The sequence below is a fragment of the Paeniglutamicibacter selenitireducens genome (genome assembly GCF_051550675.1).
In the GTDB taxonomy this organism is placed as follows: Bacteria; Actinomycetota; Actinomycetes; order Actinomycetales; family Micrococcaceae; genus Paeniglutamicibacter.
This window is the reverse complement of sequence record NZ_JBPULF010000001.1, coordinates 462,722-479,544: the sequence shown is the minus strand read 5'-3', so window position 1 is coordinate 479,544 and position 16,823 is coordinate 462,722. Positions and strand designations below refer to the sequence as shown.

Annotated in this window: 14 protein-coding genes; 10 read left to right on the top strand and 4 right to left on the bottom strand. The window is 68.7% G+C overall.

What is annotated here, in order from left to right:
* Positions 1-107: 107 nt before the first annotated feature.
* Both acnA and ACSYDW_RS02210 read left to right on the top strand, forming a co-directional pair.
* Positions 108-2,813: an aconitate hydratase AcnA gene (gene acnA, locus ACSYDW_RS02215; RefSeq protein ID WP_438337061.1), complete on the top strand. Its 2,706-nt coding sequence runs from the start codon at positions 108-110 to the stop codon at positions 2,811-2,813.
* A gap of 197 nt (positions 2,814-3,010) precedes the next feature.
* Entirely contained in the window at positions 3,011-3,445 is a 435-nt protein-coding gene (locus ACSYDW_RS02210) for a hypothetical protein (protein ID WP_438337060.1), read from the top strand.
* A 24-nt stretch (positions 3,446-3,469) separates the two neighbouring features.
* Here ACSYDW_RS02210 and ACSYDW_RS02205 read toward each other — a convergent pair whose 3' ends face one another.
* Entirely contained in the window at positions 3,470-3,913 is a 444-nt protein-coding gene (locus ACSYDW_RS02205; protein ID WP_438337059.1) for an arsenate-mycothiol transferase ArsC, read from the bottom strand.
* Positions 3,914-4,090: 177 nt separating this feature from the next.
* On the opposite strand from ACSYDW_RS02205, the gene dxs reads away from it, so the two are divergent.
* Genes dxs through ACSYDW_RS02190 form a run of 3 tightly spaced genes read left to right on the top strand, consistent with a single transcriptional unit; the run spans position 4,091 to position 7,244 of the window.
* Positions 4,091-6,058, top strand: a complete 1,968-nt coding sequence (gene dxs, locus ACSYDW_RS02200; RefSeq protein ID WP_438337058.1) for a 1-deoxy-D-xylulose-5-phosphate synthase — start codon at positions 4,091-4,093, stop codon at positions 6,056-6,058.
* Positions 6,055-6,657: a DUF402 domain-containing protein gene (locus ACSYDW_RS02195; protein WP_438337057.1), complete on the top strand. Its 603-nt coding sequence runs from the start codon at positions 6,055-6,057 to the stop codon at positions 6,655-6,657. The genes dxs and ACSYDW_RS02195 overlap by 4 nt, the downstream gene beginning before the upstream one ends.
* A 14-nt stretch (positions 6,658-6,671) precedes the next feature.
* The gene (locus ACSYDW_RS02190; RefSeq protein WP_438337056.1) at positions 6,672-7,244 is read left to right on the top strand and encodes a hypothetical protein; all 573 of its coding nucleotides are present in this window, start codon (positions 6,672-6,674) and stop codon (positions 7,242-7,244) included.
* A 135-nt stretch (positions 7,245-7,379) separates the two neighbouring features.
* Here ACSYDW_RS02190 and ACSYDW_RS02185 read toward each other — a convergent pair whose 3' ends face one another.
* Positions 7,380-8,855 carry a GTP pyrophosphokinase gene (locus tag ACSYDW_RS02185; protein ID WP_438337055.1) on the bottom strand — a complete coding sequence of 492 codons (1,476 nt, stop codon included), beginning with the start codon at positions 8,853-8,855 and terminating at the stop codon, positions 7,380-7,382.
* A gap of 176 nt (positions 8,856-9,031) precedes the next feature.
* Positions 9,032-10,459 (bottom strand): argininosuccinate synthase, encoded by a 1,428-nt coding sequence (gene argG, locus ACSYDW_RS02180; protein ID WP_438337054.1) that lies wholly within the window; start codon positions 10,457-10,459, stop codon positions 9,032-9,034.
* Between the two features lie 182 nt (positions 10,460-10,641).
* Between argG and ACSYDW_RS02175 the strand changes: the two genes are divergently transcribed.
* The 5 genes from ACSYDW_RS02175 (at position 10,642) to ACSYDW_RS02155 (ending at position 15,803) form a co-directional block, all read left to right on the top strand.
* Positions 10,642-11,625, top strand: coding sequence for an aldo/keto reductase (locus tag ACSYDW_RS02175; RefSeq protein ID WP_438337053.1), 984 nt, complete (start codon positions 10,642-10,644; stop codon positions 11,623-11,625).
* Between the two features lie 2 nt (positions 11,626-11,627).
* Positions 11,628-12,683: a nucleoside hydrolase gene (locus ACSYDW_RS02170; protein WP_438337052.1), complete on the top strand. Its 1,056-nt coding sequence runs from the start codon at positions 11,628-11,630 to the stop codon at positions 12,681-12,683.
* A 125-nt stretch (positions 12,684-12,808) separates the two neighbouring features.
* Positions 12,809-13,615, top strand: a complete 807-nt coding sequence (locus tag ACSYDW_RS02165; protein ID WP_438337051.1) for an ECF transporter S component — start codon at positions 12,809-12,811, stop codon at positions 13,613-13,615.
* Between the two features lie 5 nt (positions 13,616-13,620).
* On the top strand, positions 13,621-14,403 hold the full coding sequence (locus ACSYDW_RS02160) for an energy-coupling factor transporter transmembrane component T (protein WP_438337050.1): 783 nt from the start codon (positions 13,621-13,623) through the stop codon (positions 14,401-14,403).
* The gene (locus ACSYDW_RS02155) at positions 14,400-15,803 is read left to right on the top strand and encodes an ABC transporter ATP-binding protein (RefSeq protein ID WP_438337049.1); all 1,404 of its coding nucleotides are present in this window, start codon (positions 14,400-14,402) and stop codon (positions 15,801-15,803) included. The genes ACSYDW_RS02160 and ACSYDW_RS02155 overlap by 4 nt, the downstream gene beginning before the upstream one ends.
* A gap of 42 nt (positions 15,804-15,845) precedes the next feature.
* Here ACSYDW_RS02155 and ACSYDW_RS02150 read toward each other — a convergent pair whose 3' ends face one another.
* Positions 15,846-16,796: a DMT family transporter gene (locus tag ACSYDW_RS02150; protein ID WP_438337048.1), complete on the bottom strand. Its 951-nt coding sequence runs from the start codon at positions 16,794-16,796 to the stop codon at positions 15,846-15,848.
* Positions 16,797-16,823: the final 27 nt, after the last annotated feature.

Sequence of the window (16,823 nt, the reverse complement as noted above, 5' to 3'; positions counted from 1 at the left end):
CTATAGCTCTGCCGCGAACCAACGCACAACAATCTCAGTTAGGGCTTCCTAACTGGAATCGGGTGCACGCGTGCAACGAAGATGAGAATCTGGCGAGAGGAGTCCCAATGAGCAATGTGGACAGCTTTGGGGCCAAAGGCGTACTGGACGTCGATGGCAACGAATACGAAATTTTCCGGCTGAACGCAGTAGAAGGCGCGCAAAGCCTTCCGTACAGCCTCAAGGTTCTTTTGGAGAACCTGCTTCGCACCGAGGACGGTGCGAACATCACCGCGGACCACGTCAAGGCCCTGGGCCAGTGGGATGCTTCGGCGCAGCCGAACACCGAGATCCAGTTCACCCCGGCCCGCGTCATCATGCAGGACTTCACCGGTGTTCCGTGCATCGTTGACCTTGCCACGATGCGCGAAGCCGTGAAGGAACTCGGCGGCGACCCGACCCGCGTCAACCCGCTGGCACCGGCCGAAATGGTCATCGACCACTCCGTGCAGATCGACGTCGCCGGCAACGCCGGTGCGCTCGAGCGCAACATGGAGATCGAGTACCAGCGCAACGGGGAGCGTTACCAGTTCCTGCGCTGGGGCCAGACCGCGTTCGACGACTTCAAGGTCGTCCCCCCGGGAACCGGCATCGTGCACCAGGTGAACATCGAGTTCCTGGCCCGCACCGTGATGACCCGCGAGGTCAACGGCGTGCTCCGCGCCTACCCGGACACCTGCGTGGGCACCGACTCCCACACCACCATGGTCAACGGCATGGGCGTGCTGGGCTGGGGCGTTGGCGGCATCGAGGCCGAGGCAGCAATGCTCGGCCAGCCGGTGTCCATGCTGATCCCGCGCGTTGTCGGCTTCAAGCTCAACGGCTCGATCCCGGCCGGCGCCACCGCGACCGACGTCGTGCTGACCATCACCGACATGCTGCGCAAGCACGGTGTCGTCGGCAAGTTCGTCGAGTTCTACGGCCAGGGCGTTGCCCAGGTTCCGCTGGCCAACCGCGCCACCATCGGCAACATGTCCCCGGAATTCGGTTCCACCGCGGCCATGTTCCCGATCGACGACGTCACCCTGGACTACCTGCGCCTGACCGGCCGCTCGGCCGAGAACGTGGCCCTCGTGGAGGCCTACGCCAAGGAACAGGGCATGTGGCACGACGCCGACCGCGAAATCCGTTTCTCGGAGTTCCTGGAACTGGACCTGTCCACGGTTGTTCCCTCCATCGCCGGCCCGAAGCGTCCGCAGGACCGCATCGAGCTCTCCAGCGCCAAGGAACAGTTCCGCAAGGACATCCACAACTACGCCGCCGGCGCAGCCGACGAACTGAACATCGGCCGCCCGTCGACCTCCGTCGAGGTCACCAAGGCCGACGGCACCGCGTTCTCGATCGACCACGGCCTGGTCTCCATCGCCTCGATCACCTCGTGCACCAACACGTCCAACCCTTCGGTCATGCTTGCCGCTGCACTGCTGGCGCGCAAGGCCGTTGAAAAGGGCCTCACCGCCAAGCCATGGGTCAAGACCTCGGTCGCCCCGGGCTCGAAGGTCGTCACCGAGTACTACGAAAAGTCCGGCCTCATGCCGTACCTGGAGAAGCTCGGCTTCTTCGTCGTGGGCTACGGCTGCGCCACCTGCATCGGCAACTCCGGCCCGCTGGATGCCGAGATCTCCGAGGCCATCCAGGCCAACGACCTCGCCGCAACCGCAGTCCTCTCCGGCAACCGCAACTTCGAAGGCCGCATCAACCCGGACGTGAAGATGAACTACCTGGCTTCCCCGCCATTGGTCATCGCCTACGCACTGGCCGGCACCATGGACTTCGACTTCGAAACCGATTCCCTGGGCACCGACGAAGCAGGCAACGAGGTGTTCCTCAAGGACATCTGGCCGACCCCGACCGAGGTCCAGGCAACCATCGACTCGTCGATCGACGAGGGAATGTTCGCCAAGGGCTACGAAGGCGTCTTCGACGGCGACGATCGCTGGAAGGCGCTCGACACCCCGGCCGGCAACACCTTCGAGTGGGCCGAGGAGTCGACCTACGTTCGCAAGCCACCGTACTTCGAGGGCATGACGGCAACCCCGGCACCGGTTGAGGACATCTCCGGCGCACGCGTGCTGCTGAAGCTGGGCGATTCGGTCACCACCGACCACATCTCCCCGGCCGGCTCGTTCAAGTCGGACACCCCGGCCGGCCAGTACCTGCTGGCCAACGGCGTGGACCGCAAGGACTTCAACTCCTACGGCTCGCGCCGTGGCAACCACGAAGTCATGATCCGCGGCACCTTCGCGAACATCCGCATCCGCAACCAGATCCTGGACGGCGTCGAGGGTGGATTCACCCGCGACTTCACCCAGGAAGGCGCACCGCAGGCCTACGTCTACGATGCGGCGCAGAACTACAAGGAAGCCGGCACCCCGCTGGTCGTCCTGGGCGGCAAGGAATACGGTTCGGGCTCCTCGCGCGACTGGGCAGCCAAGGGCACCGCACTGCTGGGCGTCAAGGCCGTCATCACCGAGTCCTTCGAGCGCATCCACCGCTCGAACCTCATCGGCATGGGCGTTCTTCCGCTGCAGTTCCCGGCCGGCGAGAACGCCGACACCCTGGGCCTGACCGGCACCGAGACCTTCTCCGTCGAGGGAGTGACCGAACTCAACAACGGCACCACCCCCAAGACCCTGAAGGTCACCGCCGTGGCGGAAGACGGCAAGACCGTCTCCTTCGATGCCGTTCTGCGCATCGACACCCCGGGCGAGGCAGACTACTACCGCAACGGTGGCATCCTGCAGTACGTCCTGCGCCAGATCTCCGCCAACTAACCAGTTAGCGCAGTTCAACGCACGCAAGGGCCGGCCGGCCCCGGGAATTCCCGGGACCGGCCGGCCCTTGCCGTATCCCGCCCGCCTTCCACCTTCCCGCCCGGTGCCGCAGCTGCGCGGCCGTGGCGTGTTCGATGCCGGCGGTGCACAATGGTGGGAAACGACGGCGGTCCGGGCCGGCATCCAGGGAGGGAACCATGTACCCAGTCAGCCCCGCTAATCCACGGGTGTCCGGCCTGCTGGCCTGCGCGGTGCTCCTGCTCGGAGGGTGCGCCGCGGTGGGCGAAACGGAACCCGGCATAGGGACCTGGAAACTGCATGACCGCGATGCGCTCACCCCCCAATCCACGACGCTGCAGCTCGAGGTGACTCGGCTCGAGTGCTCGAGCGGGGTCACCGGAAAGGTCCTGGCCCCGCAGGCGCGGTTCCACGACGACAGGATCCTGCTCAGCACCCATGTCGAACCGCTGGCGGCGGGTGCCTACGGATGCCAGGGCAACAAGCCCGTTCCGCTGACGGTGGTGCTTCCGGAGCCGGTGGGAACGCGGATGATCATCGACGCGGCCTGCCTCGGCGGCCCGGCCGCCGGGACCGAGGCCTGCGCGGACGGCGGGATCCGCTGGCGCCCGTAGCCACATTAAGCGGAGCGGGGAGGTTCAGCTTCCGGAAGCGCCGAGTTCCCCGTTCAAGGTCGCGACGCGCGCCGCGAGGTCCTCGCGCAGGAACTCCAGCCGCTCGCGCTCGGTGGACAGGTTCCCCGGAGCAGCCTCCGGTACCCAGCGTTCCATCGAGACGCCCTCCAGCTCGGGGACCTTCGCCTCCCCGACGATGACCACGCGGTCCGCGGCCCGCAGGCGCTGCTCGGTCAGCTCCGAGGGAACTTCGGTGCGCATGTCGGCCCCGACCGCCGCTATGGCATCCGCAGCTGCCTCGTTGATGTGGTGCGCCGGAACCAGTCCTGCGGACTCCACGTGCACGGACCCTCCCGCGATCTGGCGCAGCAGGGCTGCGGCCATCTGCGACTTGCCGCCGTTGGTGTTGCAGACAAAGAGGACGCTCGGCGCCGGTGTGTTTTCGGGGGAGCTTTCGGGGGAGTTCATGCGGTTTGCCAGCCTCTGGATCGGATCGGGAATGCGGACTTCGGTGCCCCTCGATCTTACGCAGCCGGACCGCCGCGGTACCGCACGCCACTGTGGCGTGCGCCGCGAGGTGCCCCGCCGGCAAACCGGGGGCGGTAGGATTGAGTGGGTATTTGCCACATCGAAAGGACAGCCTCCGTGTCACTGCTTCAGGCCATCAACGAGCCGAGCGACCTGCAGGGTTTGAGCATGGCCGACATGCACCAGCTGGCCGGGGAGATCCGGACGTTCCTCATCGACAACGTGGCACGCACCGGCGGGCACCTGGGTCCCAACCTCGGGGTCGTCGAACTCACGCTGGGCATCCACAGGGTCTTCGATTCCCCCCGTGATTCCGTCATCTTCGACACCGGCCACCAGTCCTACGTGCACAAGCTCGTCACGGGCCGCCAGGACTTCTCCACGTTGCGCCAGCAGGGCGGCCTCTCCGGCTACCCCGAGCGTGCCGAATCGGTCCACGACGTCGTTGAATCCTCGCACGCCTCCTCCTCCCTGTCCTGGGCAGACGGGATCTCGCGCGCCCGCAAGCTCACCGGCGAATCCGACCGCTACGTCGTGGCCCTGGTCGGCGACGGCGCGCTGACCGGCGGCATGGCCTGGGAGGCAGTGAACAACATCGCCGCCGACAAGGACCGCCGGGTGGTCATCGTCGTCAACGACAACGGCCGCTCCTACGCCCCGACCATCGGCGGTCTTGCCGACCAGCTCGCGGGCCTGCGCCGCCAGCTCGACAAGTTCCGCACGCTGCCGGCCTACGAGCACACCATGGACAAGCTCAAGGACCGCCTGAAGGATTCCGGCGCCGTGGGCCAGTTCGCCTACAAGTCGCTGCACGCCACCAAGAAGGGCGTCAAGGACTGGTGGGCCCCGCAGGGCCTGTTCGAGGACCTCGGCATGAAGTACCTGGGCCCCATCGACGGGCACAACCAGGCCGCGGTCGAGGAGGCCTTGCAACAGGCCAAGCACTTCGCCGGCCCCGTCATCGTCCACGTGCTGACCGAAAAGGGCCGCGGCTACGCGCCGGCCCGCGCCGACGAGGCCGACCAGTTCCACGCCGTGGGCGTCATCGACCCGGAGACCGGCGAACCGGTCTCCAAGGCCTCGGCCAAGTCCTGGACCTCGGTCTTCGGCGAGGAAATCGCGGACATCGCTGACGAGCGCCGGGACATCGTGGCGATCACCGGCGCGATGCTGCAGCCGGTGGGCCTCAAGGCCATGTCCGAACGCCACCCGGACCGCGTGCTGGATGTCGGAATCGCCGAGCAGCACGCCATGACCTCCGCAGCGGGCCTGGCCTTCGGCGGCCTGCACCCGGTGGTGTGCATCTACGCGACGTTCCTGAACCGCGCCTTCGACCAGCTGCTCATGGACGTTGCACTGCACAAGGCCGGCGTCACGGTCGTCCTCGACCGCGCCGGGGTGACGGGCCCGGACGGGCCGAGCCACCACGGCATGTGGGACATGGCCCTGATGCAGATCATCCCGGGCATGCACCTTGCGGCCCCGCGCGACGCGGTGCGCCTGCGCGAGGAGCTGCGCGAGGCCGTGGCCATCAAGGACGCGCCGACCGTCGTCCGGTTCTCCAAGGGCGAGGTCGGACCGGAAATCGTTGCGCTGGAACGCCTGCACGACGGAGTCGACGTGCTGGCCAAGCTCGGTGCCGGCGAGGAACGCGACGTGCTGGTCGTCTCGGTCGGCGCCATGAGCGAACTCTGCCTGGATGTTGCGGGCCGGCTGAATGCCCAGGGCGTCAGCGTCACGGTCGTGGACCCGCGCTGGGTGCTGCCCGTGCCACGCTCCATCATCGGGCTGGCCGCCCGCCACCGGATCGTCGTCTGCGTCGAGGACGGCGTGCGTGCCGGCGGCGTGGGTTCGCGGATCCGCCAGGAGATGCGTGCCGCCGGTGTCGACACGGCGCTGAACGAGGTGGGCCTGCCCACCGAGTTCCTGGCCCACGGCACCCGCGGCGAGGTCATGGAACGCGTAGGCCTCACCGCCGCGCAGATCGCCAACGACACCCTGGCCCAGGTGCTGGGCACCAAGGTGCCCTTCGCCCGGCCGCTGCCGGGCCAGGAGCTGCCCACCGGGCAGATCCCGCAGGTATGAGGCCCGCAGCGGCGATCCCCGCAGACCTTCCCCGCGCCCCGGCGCATGCCGCCGCCGGCGACATCGTGGTGGCCCGCGCCTGGAAGTACGACGGGCAGCCCCACTGGGTGGTCCCCGGCTACTACCTGGGCAGCGACGCCCACGGCCACTGGATCTACCAGCCCGCCGGTTCGCTGGTCTCGCGCCCCGGCCACGGGCACTGGGCGGACACCGACGCCGTGTGCCTGGTGCCGCACACCGGCTACTGGGTCGGCACCTTCTACGACGCCCCGGAGGTGGAGGACCTGCGCACCTACCTCGACCTCTCCTGCAACATCGGCTGGCGCGAGCTGCCGCGCGGGGGCTGGGAAGTGAACTCCGTGGACATGGACCTCGACGTCGTGGATTCCCGGGAACGCGGGGTTTTCGTGGACGACCGGGACGAGTTCGCCGAGCACCGCGCACAGATGGGCTACCCGCGCGAGCTCGCCGAGGCCATCGAGCACGAAGCAGCATCACTACTGAACCTTGTCGGAACCGCCCACGCGCCCTTCGACGACACCACGAACGCATGGTTTGCCCGCGGCCGAGCCGCGCACTCCGGCGCCACCACCCGCTAAAGGAGCACCACCACATGGCAATTGTCCGCACGTACCGCCGCGACGAAGACGGCACCCTGACCTTCCGCGAAGCCTGGTACTCGCAGTACGAGGGCGAGGAACTGGGCCAGTTCGTCGTCAACCACGGCACCGTCGGCCACCAGTCCAAGACCGAGACCGCCAAGGACGTCACCGAGAAGGTCGCGGAGGGGCTGCTCGACGCCTTCACCGAACAGTGCGCCGAGGACGGCTACGCGCCGCTCACCGACGAGGAGCAGCACTGGGTCATCGTGCAGTACGCGCTGAAGTCGGTCGACGGTACGGACCGTGACAAGTACCTCGAATCCACGGCCAAGGAAGCCCTGACCGGCCACCTGGCCTGGCGCGGCCTGGGCACCGTGGAGTCCTCGGACTACGCGCCGCGCAAGCTGAACATCCGCATCCTGTCCCCGGAGCCCAAGCGCGCCGTCTCGGCCATCAAGACCTGCCTGCGCGAGGCGAAACTCGACTACACGAAGCTCTCCATCGCCACGGCGCCGTTCGACGGGCTGGAGAACCTGAAGCAGGCGCACCCGCTGCCGGCCAAGGGAACCTTCTCGCTGGCATAGCCCAGCGCGTACAGGCCCGGCGGCCGCAACGCCGCAATGCACAGTGCCCGGCAACGACGATTCGTTGCCGGGCACTGTGCTTCCCGGACGCCCCGGGATGCCCAGCCCCGGGGGAGCGGTGCCCCCGGGGCCGCGTCAGTTGCGCCCACCCGGGGACTCCGTGCCGGTTTCGGAGCCGGTGCCAGGGGGCGATTCGACAAGCAGGTCCCCGGAGCGGAAGACGCGCAGCGAGGATCCCGGCGTCCTGCCCACGAGCTCGCACATCACCGTCTCGGCCCAGCTTCTGGTGAGGTTCGTTGCCACGTGGATCGGCCCGTCGCCGGTTTTCACCATGACGGCATTGGTGGAAGGCATCAGGTCGCCACGACCGAGCGCCACGGCCCCGTCCATCACCACGGCCCCACGCCCCCGGATGTTGGCGACGAGCCTGGCGGTTTCCCGCACCGCCTTGGCCGCCGTGACAAGCCTTCGAGAGGGATCGGCTCCCTCCCCGACGGAATAGATGGCGAACTTTCCCCGGACGCGCCTGAGCCTGAGCCTGAGGAACTGCTTGCGCTCTTCGCTTTCGGCCGCAGTGACGTACTGGTCGGTGAACACGGCGAGCAGCTCGTCGTCGAGACGGCGCACGCCGCTGGTTTCCCCGGGGTAGTCCATAAGCCAGGCAACGTGCCCGGCCTCGACGTTGGCAAGTTCCGCATTCAGCTTGGCAACCGTCGATACGTTCAGGGCGTGGAGGTGGTCCAGGAGCTGGCTGATCGCGGCCGGGTCGCCCCGCTTCTGGTCGGGAAAGCGCCTGGTGATGAAGTCGCCGAGCATTTCGGCATCCAGGTGCCGCGGGGTCGGGTCCTCGGCGAAACCCTCCTCGGAGTCGTCGACCCGGCCGCCCGGCCCGGGACTCCCCAAGGCATCGGCTTCCACAGCGGTCAGCCGGTCCTCGATCAGGCCGAACAGCTCGTCCATGACCCGTCGCATGCCCCCGGCCTCGACGAACCACTGGTCGATCTGGGATTTTCCGTCCGCGGAGAGCTCCTGGTAGGCGCCGGACTTGTAGCGGATGTCGTGCTCGTACTCCGCCCACGCATGGCCGGCAACGCTCCGGATCTGGATTTCGAGCCCGGGGTACTTCGCGAAGTAGCGCCCGAGGGCGACGTGCCTGGCCAGTGCCTCGCTGTTCCTGAGGCTGGAAACGACGAGGTGCTCGCTGTCGTAGCCGTTGTGCTTGGTGTACCCGGGATTCTGGCGCTCGACAACGTTGGCGTGGGATTCGATGAGTTCCGCCAGGTCGTGCCGGGCACGTGTGGTGAAGACGATGACCCGCGCGGCGACGCAGTCGGTGATCTGGGACGCCGGGTCGGAGTATTTCGGGTCCCCGTTGGTACCCTTCTTGTTGGCTTTCTTCTGGTAGGAGGCAAGGCTCTTGGCACGCGACTCGATTGCGTAGATGGGGATGCTGCCGAGCTCGGCAAGCTCCTCCAGGTAGCGCCTGATATCACGGGCGGCGTCGGCCAGTTCGCCCTGGTCCTGGGCATAGTTCCAGACATGCGTGGGAATGGTCTGGACATCCGGCGCGATGCCGAGGCGCCGGTCCGCATCGCCGTGGCTGTTGCTCATGCAGGCCATCATGTCAGAACGGGGTGGGAAAAGCGCGGGCTCCCGGTGGATGTGCGTCGGCGGCGAGGCGCGTGAAACACGGGTCATGCGAAGGGGCGTTGTCCTTCACCCGGATCGGATCCGGGTGAAGGACAACGCCCCCTGGCGCCCCGGCGCAAGGCCAGGCGGACTAGTGGCTAGTCGGTGCCGGCATCGAAGGCCGCGCGCTCAAGCGAACGGTCCTGTGCCAACTCGTCGACCCCTGCGGCCTCGGCGTCGACGATGGCGGAAGCCCCGCCGGCCTCGAGCTTGCCGACGAGCTCGACGGTCTTGCTGCCCAGCAGGCCCTGGGTGCCGTACTGCTCCAGACGCGCACGGGAATCGGCGATGTCCAGGTTGCGCATGGTCAGCTGGCCGATGCGGTCCAGCGGTCCGAAGGCCGAGTCGCCGACGCGTTCCATGGACAGCTTGTCCGGGTGGTAGCTCAGGTTCGGGCCCACGGTGTCCAGCACCGTGTAGTCGTCGCCGCGGCGCAGGCGAACGATGACGGTGCCGGTGACGGCGGAGCCGACCCAGCGCTGCAGCGATTCGCGCAGCATCAGGGCCTGCGGGTCCAGCCAGCGGCCTTCGTACATCAGGCGGCCCAGGCGGCGGCCTTCGGCGTGGTAGTTGGCCACGGTGTCTTCGTTGTGGATCGCGTTGAGCAGGCGCTCGTAGGCGATGTGCAGCAGCGCCATGGCCGGTGCCTCGTAGATGCCGCGGGACTTGGCCTCGATGATGCGGTTCTCGATCTGGTCGCTCATGCCCAGGCCGTGGCGGCCGCCGATCTTGTTGGCTTCGTCGACAAGGGCCACGGAGTTCGGGAACTCGACGCCGTTGATCGCGACCGGGCGGCCGGCCTCGAAGGTGATCGACACGTCTTCGGTCTTGACCTCGACCGACTCGTCCCAGTAGCGCACGCCCATGATCGGTTCGACGGACTCCAGCGAGGTGTTCAGCAGCTCGAGGGTCTTTGCCTCGTGGGTTGCGCCCCAGATGTTGGCATCGGTGGAGTAGGCCTTCTCTGCCGAGTCGCGGTACGGGAAGTTGCGCTCGACGAGCCATTCGCTCATTTCCTGGCGGCCGCCGAGCTCGGCGACGAAGGCCGGGTCCAGCCACGGCTTGTAGATGCGGAGCTTGGGGTTCGAGAGCAGGCCGTAGCGGTAGAAGCGCTCGATGTCGTTGCCCTTGTAGGTGGAGCCGTCGCCCCATACATCGACACCGTCTTCGCGCATGGCGCGAACCAGCAGGGTGCCGGTGACGGCGCGGCCCAGCGGGGTGGTGTTGAAGTAGGACTTTCCGCCGGAACGGATGTGGAAGGCGCCACAGGCCAGGGCCACGAAGCCCTCTTCAACCAGTGCCGGCTTGCAGTCGACGAGGCGTGCGGCCTCGGCGCCGTACTCCAGGGCACGGCCCGGGACTGCATCAATATTCGGTTCATCGTACTGGCCAAGGTCGCCGGTGTACGTGTAGGGAATGGCACCCTTTTCACGCATCCAGGCAACGGCAACGGACGTATCGAGGCCGCCGGAGAACGCGATACCTACGCGTTCGCCAACGGGCAGGGAGGTGAGGACTTTAGACATGTTCCCCATCCTATAGGGTCTGTAGGCGTTTGATGGGAACCCGGGACGACGTTAGGGCGACACACTGTGCCGCGCGGTGCGGGCCGTGTTTGAATTTTCCGGGGGCCGCGTTCACCGAGGCTTCCCGGCGACGTCCGCGCAAGCGGCAGGTAATGCATAAATATTTGAGAGAGTGAATCCTTATGAGCACTGTGGAGTTTCGGCGTTTGGGCAATTCCGGCCTGGCGGTTTCGGCGGTCGGTTTGGGGTGCAACAACCTCGGGCGGGCCGGGACGCCGACGTCGACGCAGGCCGGAACCGACGCCGTCATCGGGGCCGCAATTGAGTCCGGAATCACATTCTTCGACGTCGCCGACATCTATGGAATGGAACCCGGGCTTTCCGAAACGATGCTCGGCAAGGCGCTGGGAAAGCGCCGGGACGAGGTCGTGGTCGGAACCAAATTCGGTATGGATATGCAGGGGGCCAACGGCAACGACTTCGGCGCCCGGGGTTCACGCTCCTACATCACCAAGGCCGTCGAGGCGTCGCTGCGCCGCCTGGGCACCGACTACATCGACCTCTACCAGTTCCACACACCGGACCCGCACACGCCCGTGGCCGAGACCCTCTCGGCCCTCGACGACCTCGTGCGTGCCGGCAAGGTGCGCTACATCGGTCACTCCAACCGCACCGGCTGGCAGATCGCCGAGGCCGAGTTCACCGCCCGGATCCAGGGCGGCGAGCGCTTCATCTCCGCTCAGAACCACTACAACCTGCTGGACCGGCGCGCCGAGCTCGAGGTCGCGCCAGCGGCCGAGGCGTACTCGCTGGGCCTGCTGCCCTACTTCCCGCTGGCCAACGGGCTGCTGACCGGCAAGTACTCCGACGGCACCGCCCCGGAAGGTTCCCGCCTGACCCACGCCCGACAGCACCTGATGCACACCGTGGACTTCGGGCAGCTGCGCAGCTTCTCCGACTTTGCCCGCGAACGCGGCCTCACCGAGCTCCAGGTCGCCTTCTCCTGGCTTGCCGCTCAGCCGGCCGTTGCCAGCGTCATCGCCGGGGCCACCACGCCCGAGCAGGTGCGGCAAAACGCTGCGGCGGCGAGCTGGATCCCCGACGCCGGGGACCTTGAGGAGCTCGACGCGATCTTCCCGCGGGTCCCGAAGGTGGCCCTCTTCTAGCCATGGACATGCCACGCACCAGGATCCTGCTGGACAACGACACGGGAATCGACGACGCCCTCGCACTGGCCTACCTGGCCGCCTGCCCGCACGTTGAGATCGTGGCCATCACCGCCACGCCGGGCAATGTCGACGCAGACCAGGTTGCAGCAAACAACAGGGCGCTGCTGGAGCTGTGCGGGCAGCCGCAGGTCCCCGTGCTCATCGGGGCGCGGGAGCCGCTGCGCGTCCCGCTTGTCACCACCCCGGAAACCCACGGTCCGCAGGGGGTAGGCTACGCCACGCTGCCGGCCCCGGCACAGTCCCCGGCGGGGGAGCTGGACGCCATCGACCACTGGATCGAGGCCGCCCGCGCCAACCCGGGCGAGCTGACGGCGCTGCTGACCGCACCACTGACGAACTTCGCGCTGGCGCTGCGCCGCGAACCGCGGCTGCCTTGGCTGCTGGGGAAGGTCGTCATCATGGGAGGGGCCTTCTACCACCAGGGCAACACCACCCCGACCGCCGAGTGGAACACCCACGTGGACCCGCACGCGGCCGCTGAGGTCTATGCCGCCTACACGGCAGCCGCCGAGGCGGGGCTCGAGGACTCCAAGCTGCCGATCGTCTGCTCCCTTGACACCACCGAGCGCTTCGAGATGCAGCCGGGGCTGCTCACCGACCTTGCCGCGGCGGCCGGCTGCGCCGAACCCGAGCACGTCCGGGCAGAGGACCCGGAAGGGCTGCGCAGCACGGCGTCGAACCCGCTGGTGCGCTACCTCTCCGACGCGTTGCGGTTCTACTTCGAGTTCCACCGCCAATACGACCAGGGCTACATCGCCCACGTGCACGACTTCTTCGCCGCAGGGATCGCCGCCGGAACCCTGGACCACCGCACCCGCCCGGCGACGATCGAGGTGGAAACCGAATCCCCGCTGCTCTTCGGAACCACCGTGGCGGACTTCCGCTCGCTCTGGGGCAAGCCCGCCAACGCGCACGTCGTTTCCCGGAACGACCCCGAGGCAGGGTTCAAGGAGCTCGTCGACCGCTTGGGCGCCCTGGCCCGGACCCTGGGCTAGAATCGTTGACCGGACCGAGGTGACATAGGTCCACACCCCCGGCCGAGGTGACATAGGCCCTGGAATACGCCTACCGGCGCCACCGGCCTTCTCGGCGGTGCCCCGCACCCGAGGATTCACTGACCATGTCACAGAACCTGACCCTGCCCGAGCGCGCCGCCGGAACCCCGCTGCACAACCGCCTGCTGGCCGCCTCCGGGGCGCTCCTGCTGGCCGGCACCTACGCCGCGCTGGTGCTGACGCAGCCCGCCGGCCTCACCGACGGGCTCGGCGCCACCGTGGCCCTGGCAACCTTCACGGCCTACCTGGCCGCCGCCGTGCTGCTGCTGGCCGCGGTGCTGCCGGAGCTGCCCGTCTCCACGCTCACCCTGATCCCGGTGGCGTTGGGCCTGAACATCGTGCTGGGCCAGTTCGTCGGCTCCGTGATGGTGCCGCTGTACCTGGACTCGCTGGGCACGGTGCTGGTCGGCTTCCTGGCCGGACGCCGTGCCGGGGCCGCCACCGGCGTGCTCGGCACGCTCATCTGGTCGCTGTTCAACCCGACGGTGCTGCCCTTCGCTGCCGGCGCCGCGCTGGTGGGCTTCCTGGCCGGCACGGCCGCCCGCTTCGGCGCGGTCCGCCGACCCTACCTGGCACCGGTGGCCGGCCTTGCCGCCGGCGTGCTGGTGGGTGTCGTCTCCGCACCGGTGGCCGCGTTCGTCTTCGGCGGCACCTCCGGGGTCGGGACCGGCGCGGTGGTCGCGGCGTTCCGCTCCATGGGCGACTCGCTGCTCTCCGCGGTGACCAAGCAGGCGCTGATCTCCGATCCCGGAGACAAGGCGATCGTCTTCCTGCTGGCGGCCCTGCTTGTCCACGCGCTGCCCGGGCGCCTGAGCGCAAGCTTCGCCTTCGTGCGCCGCCACCGCGTGCTCGGCAGCCGCGGCAACCGCTGACACCGGTGCGAGGTTCCCGCGCCGGGGCGCTGCACCCCTGCTCCACGTTGCACCCCTTCACCGTGCTGGCGCTCGCTGCGGCCGTCACGTCAACGACTGTCGCCGCGGGACGCTGGTGGCTCAGCTGCGGGGTGCTGCTCGGATGCCTCCTGCTGGCGGCCCGGGCCCGACGCGCCCGCCGGCTGGCCGGCCTGGCGGCGGCCATCCTGCTGCCCGCCTGGGGATCCCAGCTGCTGATCCACGCCATGGTCGACACCTCCGGCGCCCGGGTGCTCATGGAGGCAGGTCCGCTGCGGGTCACCGCCGGGGGCCTCGAGACAGCGGGAGCCCTGGGCCTGCGCACCGCGGTGCTGGTGGTCGCGGGGCTGCTGTGCACCGTGCTCATCGACCGCCACGACCTCGTCGCGGCAGTCGACCTTTCGCCCGCTCCGCCCCAACTGGGGTACCTGCTGGCCGCCACGCTGTCCCTGCTGCCCCGGATGGCGGCCCGGCAGCGGGTCATCGGCGAGGCGCAGGCCCTGCGCGGGGCGGCCGCCGGCACCGGGGTCCGCGGGTGGTGGCGGCGCGCCACACTGCGCGCCGTGCCGCTGGTGCTCTCTTCCCTGCAGGATTCCGTGGACCGCTCGGCACACCTGGCGGCGCGCGGCTTCCCCGCCGCCGGGCCGCACACCAGGCTGCGTTCGGTGCCGGACTCCACGCCCCAGCGGCGGCTGCGCCGGGCGGCCCTGGCCTGCGCCGTCCTGGGACCGCTGGCCGTGCTGGCTCCCTCCTGGGCGGGACTGGCATGAGCGCGCGGGGCACCGTGGTGCTCGAAGCGGGGATCTGCAGGTTCCGCTACCACGGGGCACCGCGCGACTCGCTCGCGGGGATCGACATCTCCCTGGCGCCGGGGTCGCTGACGGCCATCGTGGGCGACTCGGGCTCCGGGAAGTCGACGCTCGGCGCCGTGCTGGCAGGGATGCTGCCGCGCCACGAGGGAGACGAGCTGGAAGCGACACTGGGGCTGGCGGGGCGGGAGGTCCGCCACGAAGCCTGCAGCCACGTGCGCATCGACCCTGTGGGGTGGGCCCGCCAGGTGGGCATGCTGCCCCAGGACGCCCGCCACTACCTCTCCGGGGTGCGCGAGACCGTGGAGGAAGAGCTGGCCCTGGGCCTGGAGAACGCAGGGGTACCGCGGGAACGGATGCGCGGGCGGATCGCCGCCCTCGCGGACAGGCTTGGCCTGCACGCATTGCTGGACCGCGACCCGGGAAAACTCTCCGGCGGGCAGGAGCGCCTCGTGGCGCTGGCGGCCCTGGCCCTGGGCGAGGCACCCGTGCTGGTACTCGACGAACCGCTGGCCGGGCTGGATGACGCGGCAGCGGCCCGAGTCTGCGCCCTGGTGGGGCAACTGCGCGCCGACGGCACCGCGGTGGTGCTGCTGACCCGCTTCATGGACCGGTTTGCGGCCGACGCCGACGAGGTGGTGAGCCTGGGGCCGGGACCGGGTCATGCGTGGGGCGGGACCCCGGTGGCGGGGCCGGTGCCCGCTGCGATACCGCACCACCGGCAGCCGGCCCCGGATGCGCCACTCCTGCTCCGGTTCGACGGGGTGCGGATCGCCTACCCCGGCACCGCCACGCCCGTGCTCGACGGCCTGGACCTGGAAGTCAGGGCAGGGGAGTGCATCGCGCTCGCCGGGCCGAACGGTGCCGGCAAGACCACGGTGCTCAAGGCCGCCGCCGGATTGCTCCGGCCTTCCTCCGGGAGGGTCGCAGGACGTGCCGCCTCGGACGGTTCCGTGGGGCTGCTGCTGCAGAATCCCGCCGACCAGCTGTTCGAGCGCACGGTCCTCCGCGAGGTCGCCTTCGGTCTTCCCCGGCGCGGTCCCCGGGCCGCCCGGATCCCGGAGGTGCTTGCCGCCCTCGGCCTGGCAGACGAGGCGGAGACGCATCCCTACGAGTTGCCGGCCTCCGCCCGACGGCTGGTGGCCTTGGCCACGGTGCTAGCACGCGAGCCGTCGGTCCTGTTGCTCGACGAACCCACCGAGGCACTTGATGCCCGAGGGATGGCCCTGTTGCAGGCTGCCATCGGGTCCGTGCTGGCCCGCGGGGGTGCCGTGCTGCTGGCAAGCCACGACGAACGGTTCATGGCAGCCACCGCCCACCGCGTGCACCGGATGGGTCCCGACGCCCCGGGCCCGGACTGACGGCGGCTCTCACGCCGGCCCCGGGCCCCGTGAAGAGCGGATTCAGCCGGCGGCCGGGATCTTCTCCGCGGGCACCGCGGTGTTCCGGGTGCCCGGGCCGTTTCCGCGCCAGCGCTGTTCCGCGCGTGCGCCCCACCAGGTCGCGACCAGAAGCACCGCGGCTCCCACATAGCCGAGGGTCCCGATGCGGTCCCCGCCTAGAAGGACGCCCACCAGGAGGGCCCACCCGGGTTCCGTGCCAAGCAACATTCCCGCGCGCGAGGCCGAGGTGTGTTTCGTTGCCCAGAGCTGCCCGAGAAACGCGAAGATCGTGCAGCCGAGGCACAGGTAGGCAATGGCGAGCCAGTTTGCCATGGTGAAGCCGGGAATGTGCTCCAGCAGCGAACTTCCACCCCATGCGGCGAAGATGGCAGCGCCGAACAGGATCTCGACGGTTGTCAGTCCCAGCACGTCGGTGCTTCTGCCGACGGTAAACCGCGCCTCGGCGACACCGAGGAGGGCCCGTGTTGCCGCCGCGACAAGCATCAGTCCGTCGCCGAGGTTGAACCCGGCGAAATCCTGCCCGCCCACGAGCAGGGCGATGCCGGCGAGGGCAAGCAGGATGCTGGCGATCAAGGATGGGGGCATCCGCCGTTTAGTGAGCGCGGATTCGAGTATCGGTGTGAAAAGAATGGAGAGGGCAATGATCAGCCCCGCATTCGTGGCGCTCGTGAGCGTGACGCCGATCGTTTCCAGTGCGATTGTCGCCGCGCGGAGGGATCCAAGCAGGATTCCCGGAAACGCCGCATCGCGGAGCCTGACCCCGGGCCGAGCGAAATTGACGCACACCAGGATCAAGGCTGCGGGTACGAACCGGGCGCACATCACCGCGGCGGCGGATGATGCGGCCGCCAGGTCCTGCGTTGCCAGGTAACTGCCGCCCCAAAGGATGGCGATGATCATGAGCAGCAGATCGGGCAGGAACCGGCGAGCGGAAATCGAGGTGAAAGGCATGCTTTTACTGTAGGTAGCATTAATCAT

What these genes read in the sequence shown, in the direction of transcription:
- ACSYDW_RS02210 (WP_438337060.1), top strand. Translation starts at nt 3,011, where the DNA reads ATGTACCCAGTCAGCCCCGCTAATCCACGGGTGTCCGGCCTGCTGGCC.
- ACSYDW_RS02165 (WP_438337051.1), top strand. Translation starts at nt 12,809, where the DNA reads ATGTCACAGAACCTGACCCTGCCCGAGCGCGCCGCCGGAACCCCGCTG.
- ACSYDW_RS02150 (WP_438337048.1), bottom strand. Translation starts at nt 16,796, where the DNA reads ATGCCTTTCACCTCGATTTCCGCTCGCCGGTTCCTGCCCGATCTGCTG.
- ACSYDW_RS02190 (WP_438337056.1), top strand. Translation starts at nt 6,672, where the DNA reads ATGGCAATTGTCCGCACGTACCGCCGCGACGAAGACGGCACCCTGACC.
- ACSYDW_RS02185 (WP_438337055.1), bottom strand. Translation starts at nt 8,855, where the DNA reads ATGAGCAACAGCCACGGCGATGCGGACCGGCGCCTCGGCATCGCGCCG.
- ACSYDW_RS02175 (WP_438337053.1), top strand. Translation starts at nt 10,642, where the DNA reads ATGAGCACTGTGGAGTTTCGGCGTTTGGGCAATTCCGGCCTGGCGGTT.
- ACSYDW_RS02155 (WP_438337049.1), top strand. Translation starts at nt 14,400, where the DNA reads ATGAGCGCGCGGGGCACCGTGGTGCTCGAAGCGGGGATCTGCAGGTTC.
- ACSYDW_RS02170 (WP_438337052.1), top strand. Translation starts at nt 11,628, where the DNA reads ATGGACATGCCACGCACCAGGATCCTGCTGGACAACGACACGGGAATC.
- argG (WP_438337054.1), bottom strand. Translation starts at nt 10,459, where the DNA reads ATGTCTAAAGTCCTCACCTCCCTGCCCGTTGGCGAACGCGTAGGTATC.
- acnA (WP_438337061.1), top strand. Translation starts at nt 108, where the DNA reads ATGAGCAATGTGGACAGCTTTGGGGCCAAAGGCGTACTGGACGTCGAT.
- ACSYDW_RS02205 (WP_438337059.1), bottom strand. Translation starts at nt 3,913, where the DNA reads ATGAACTCCCCCGAAAGCTCCCCCGAAAACACACCGGCGCCGAGCGTC.
- ACSYDW_RS02195 (WP_438337057.1), top strand. Translation starts at nt 6,055, where the DNA reads ATGAGGCCCGCAGCGGCGATCCCCGCAGACCTTCCCCGCGCCCCGGCG.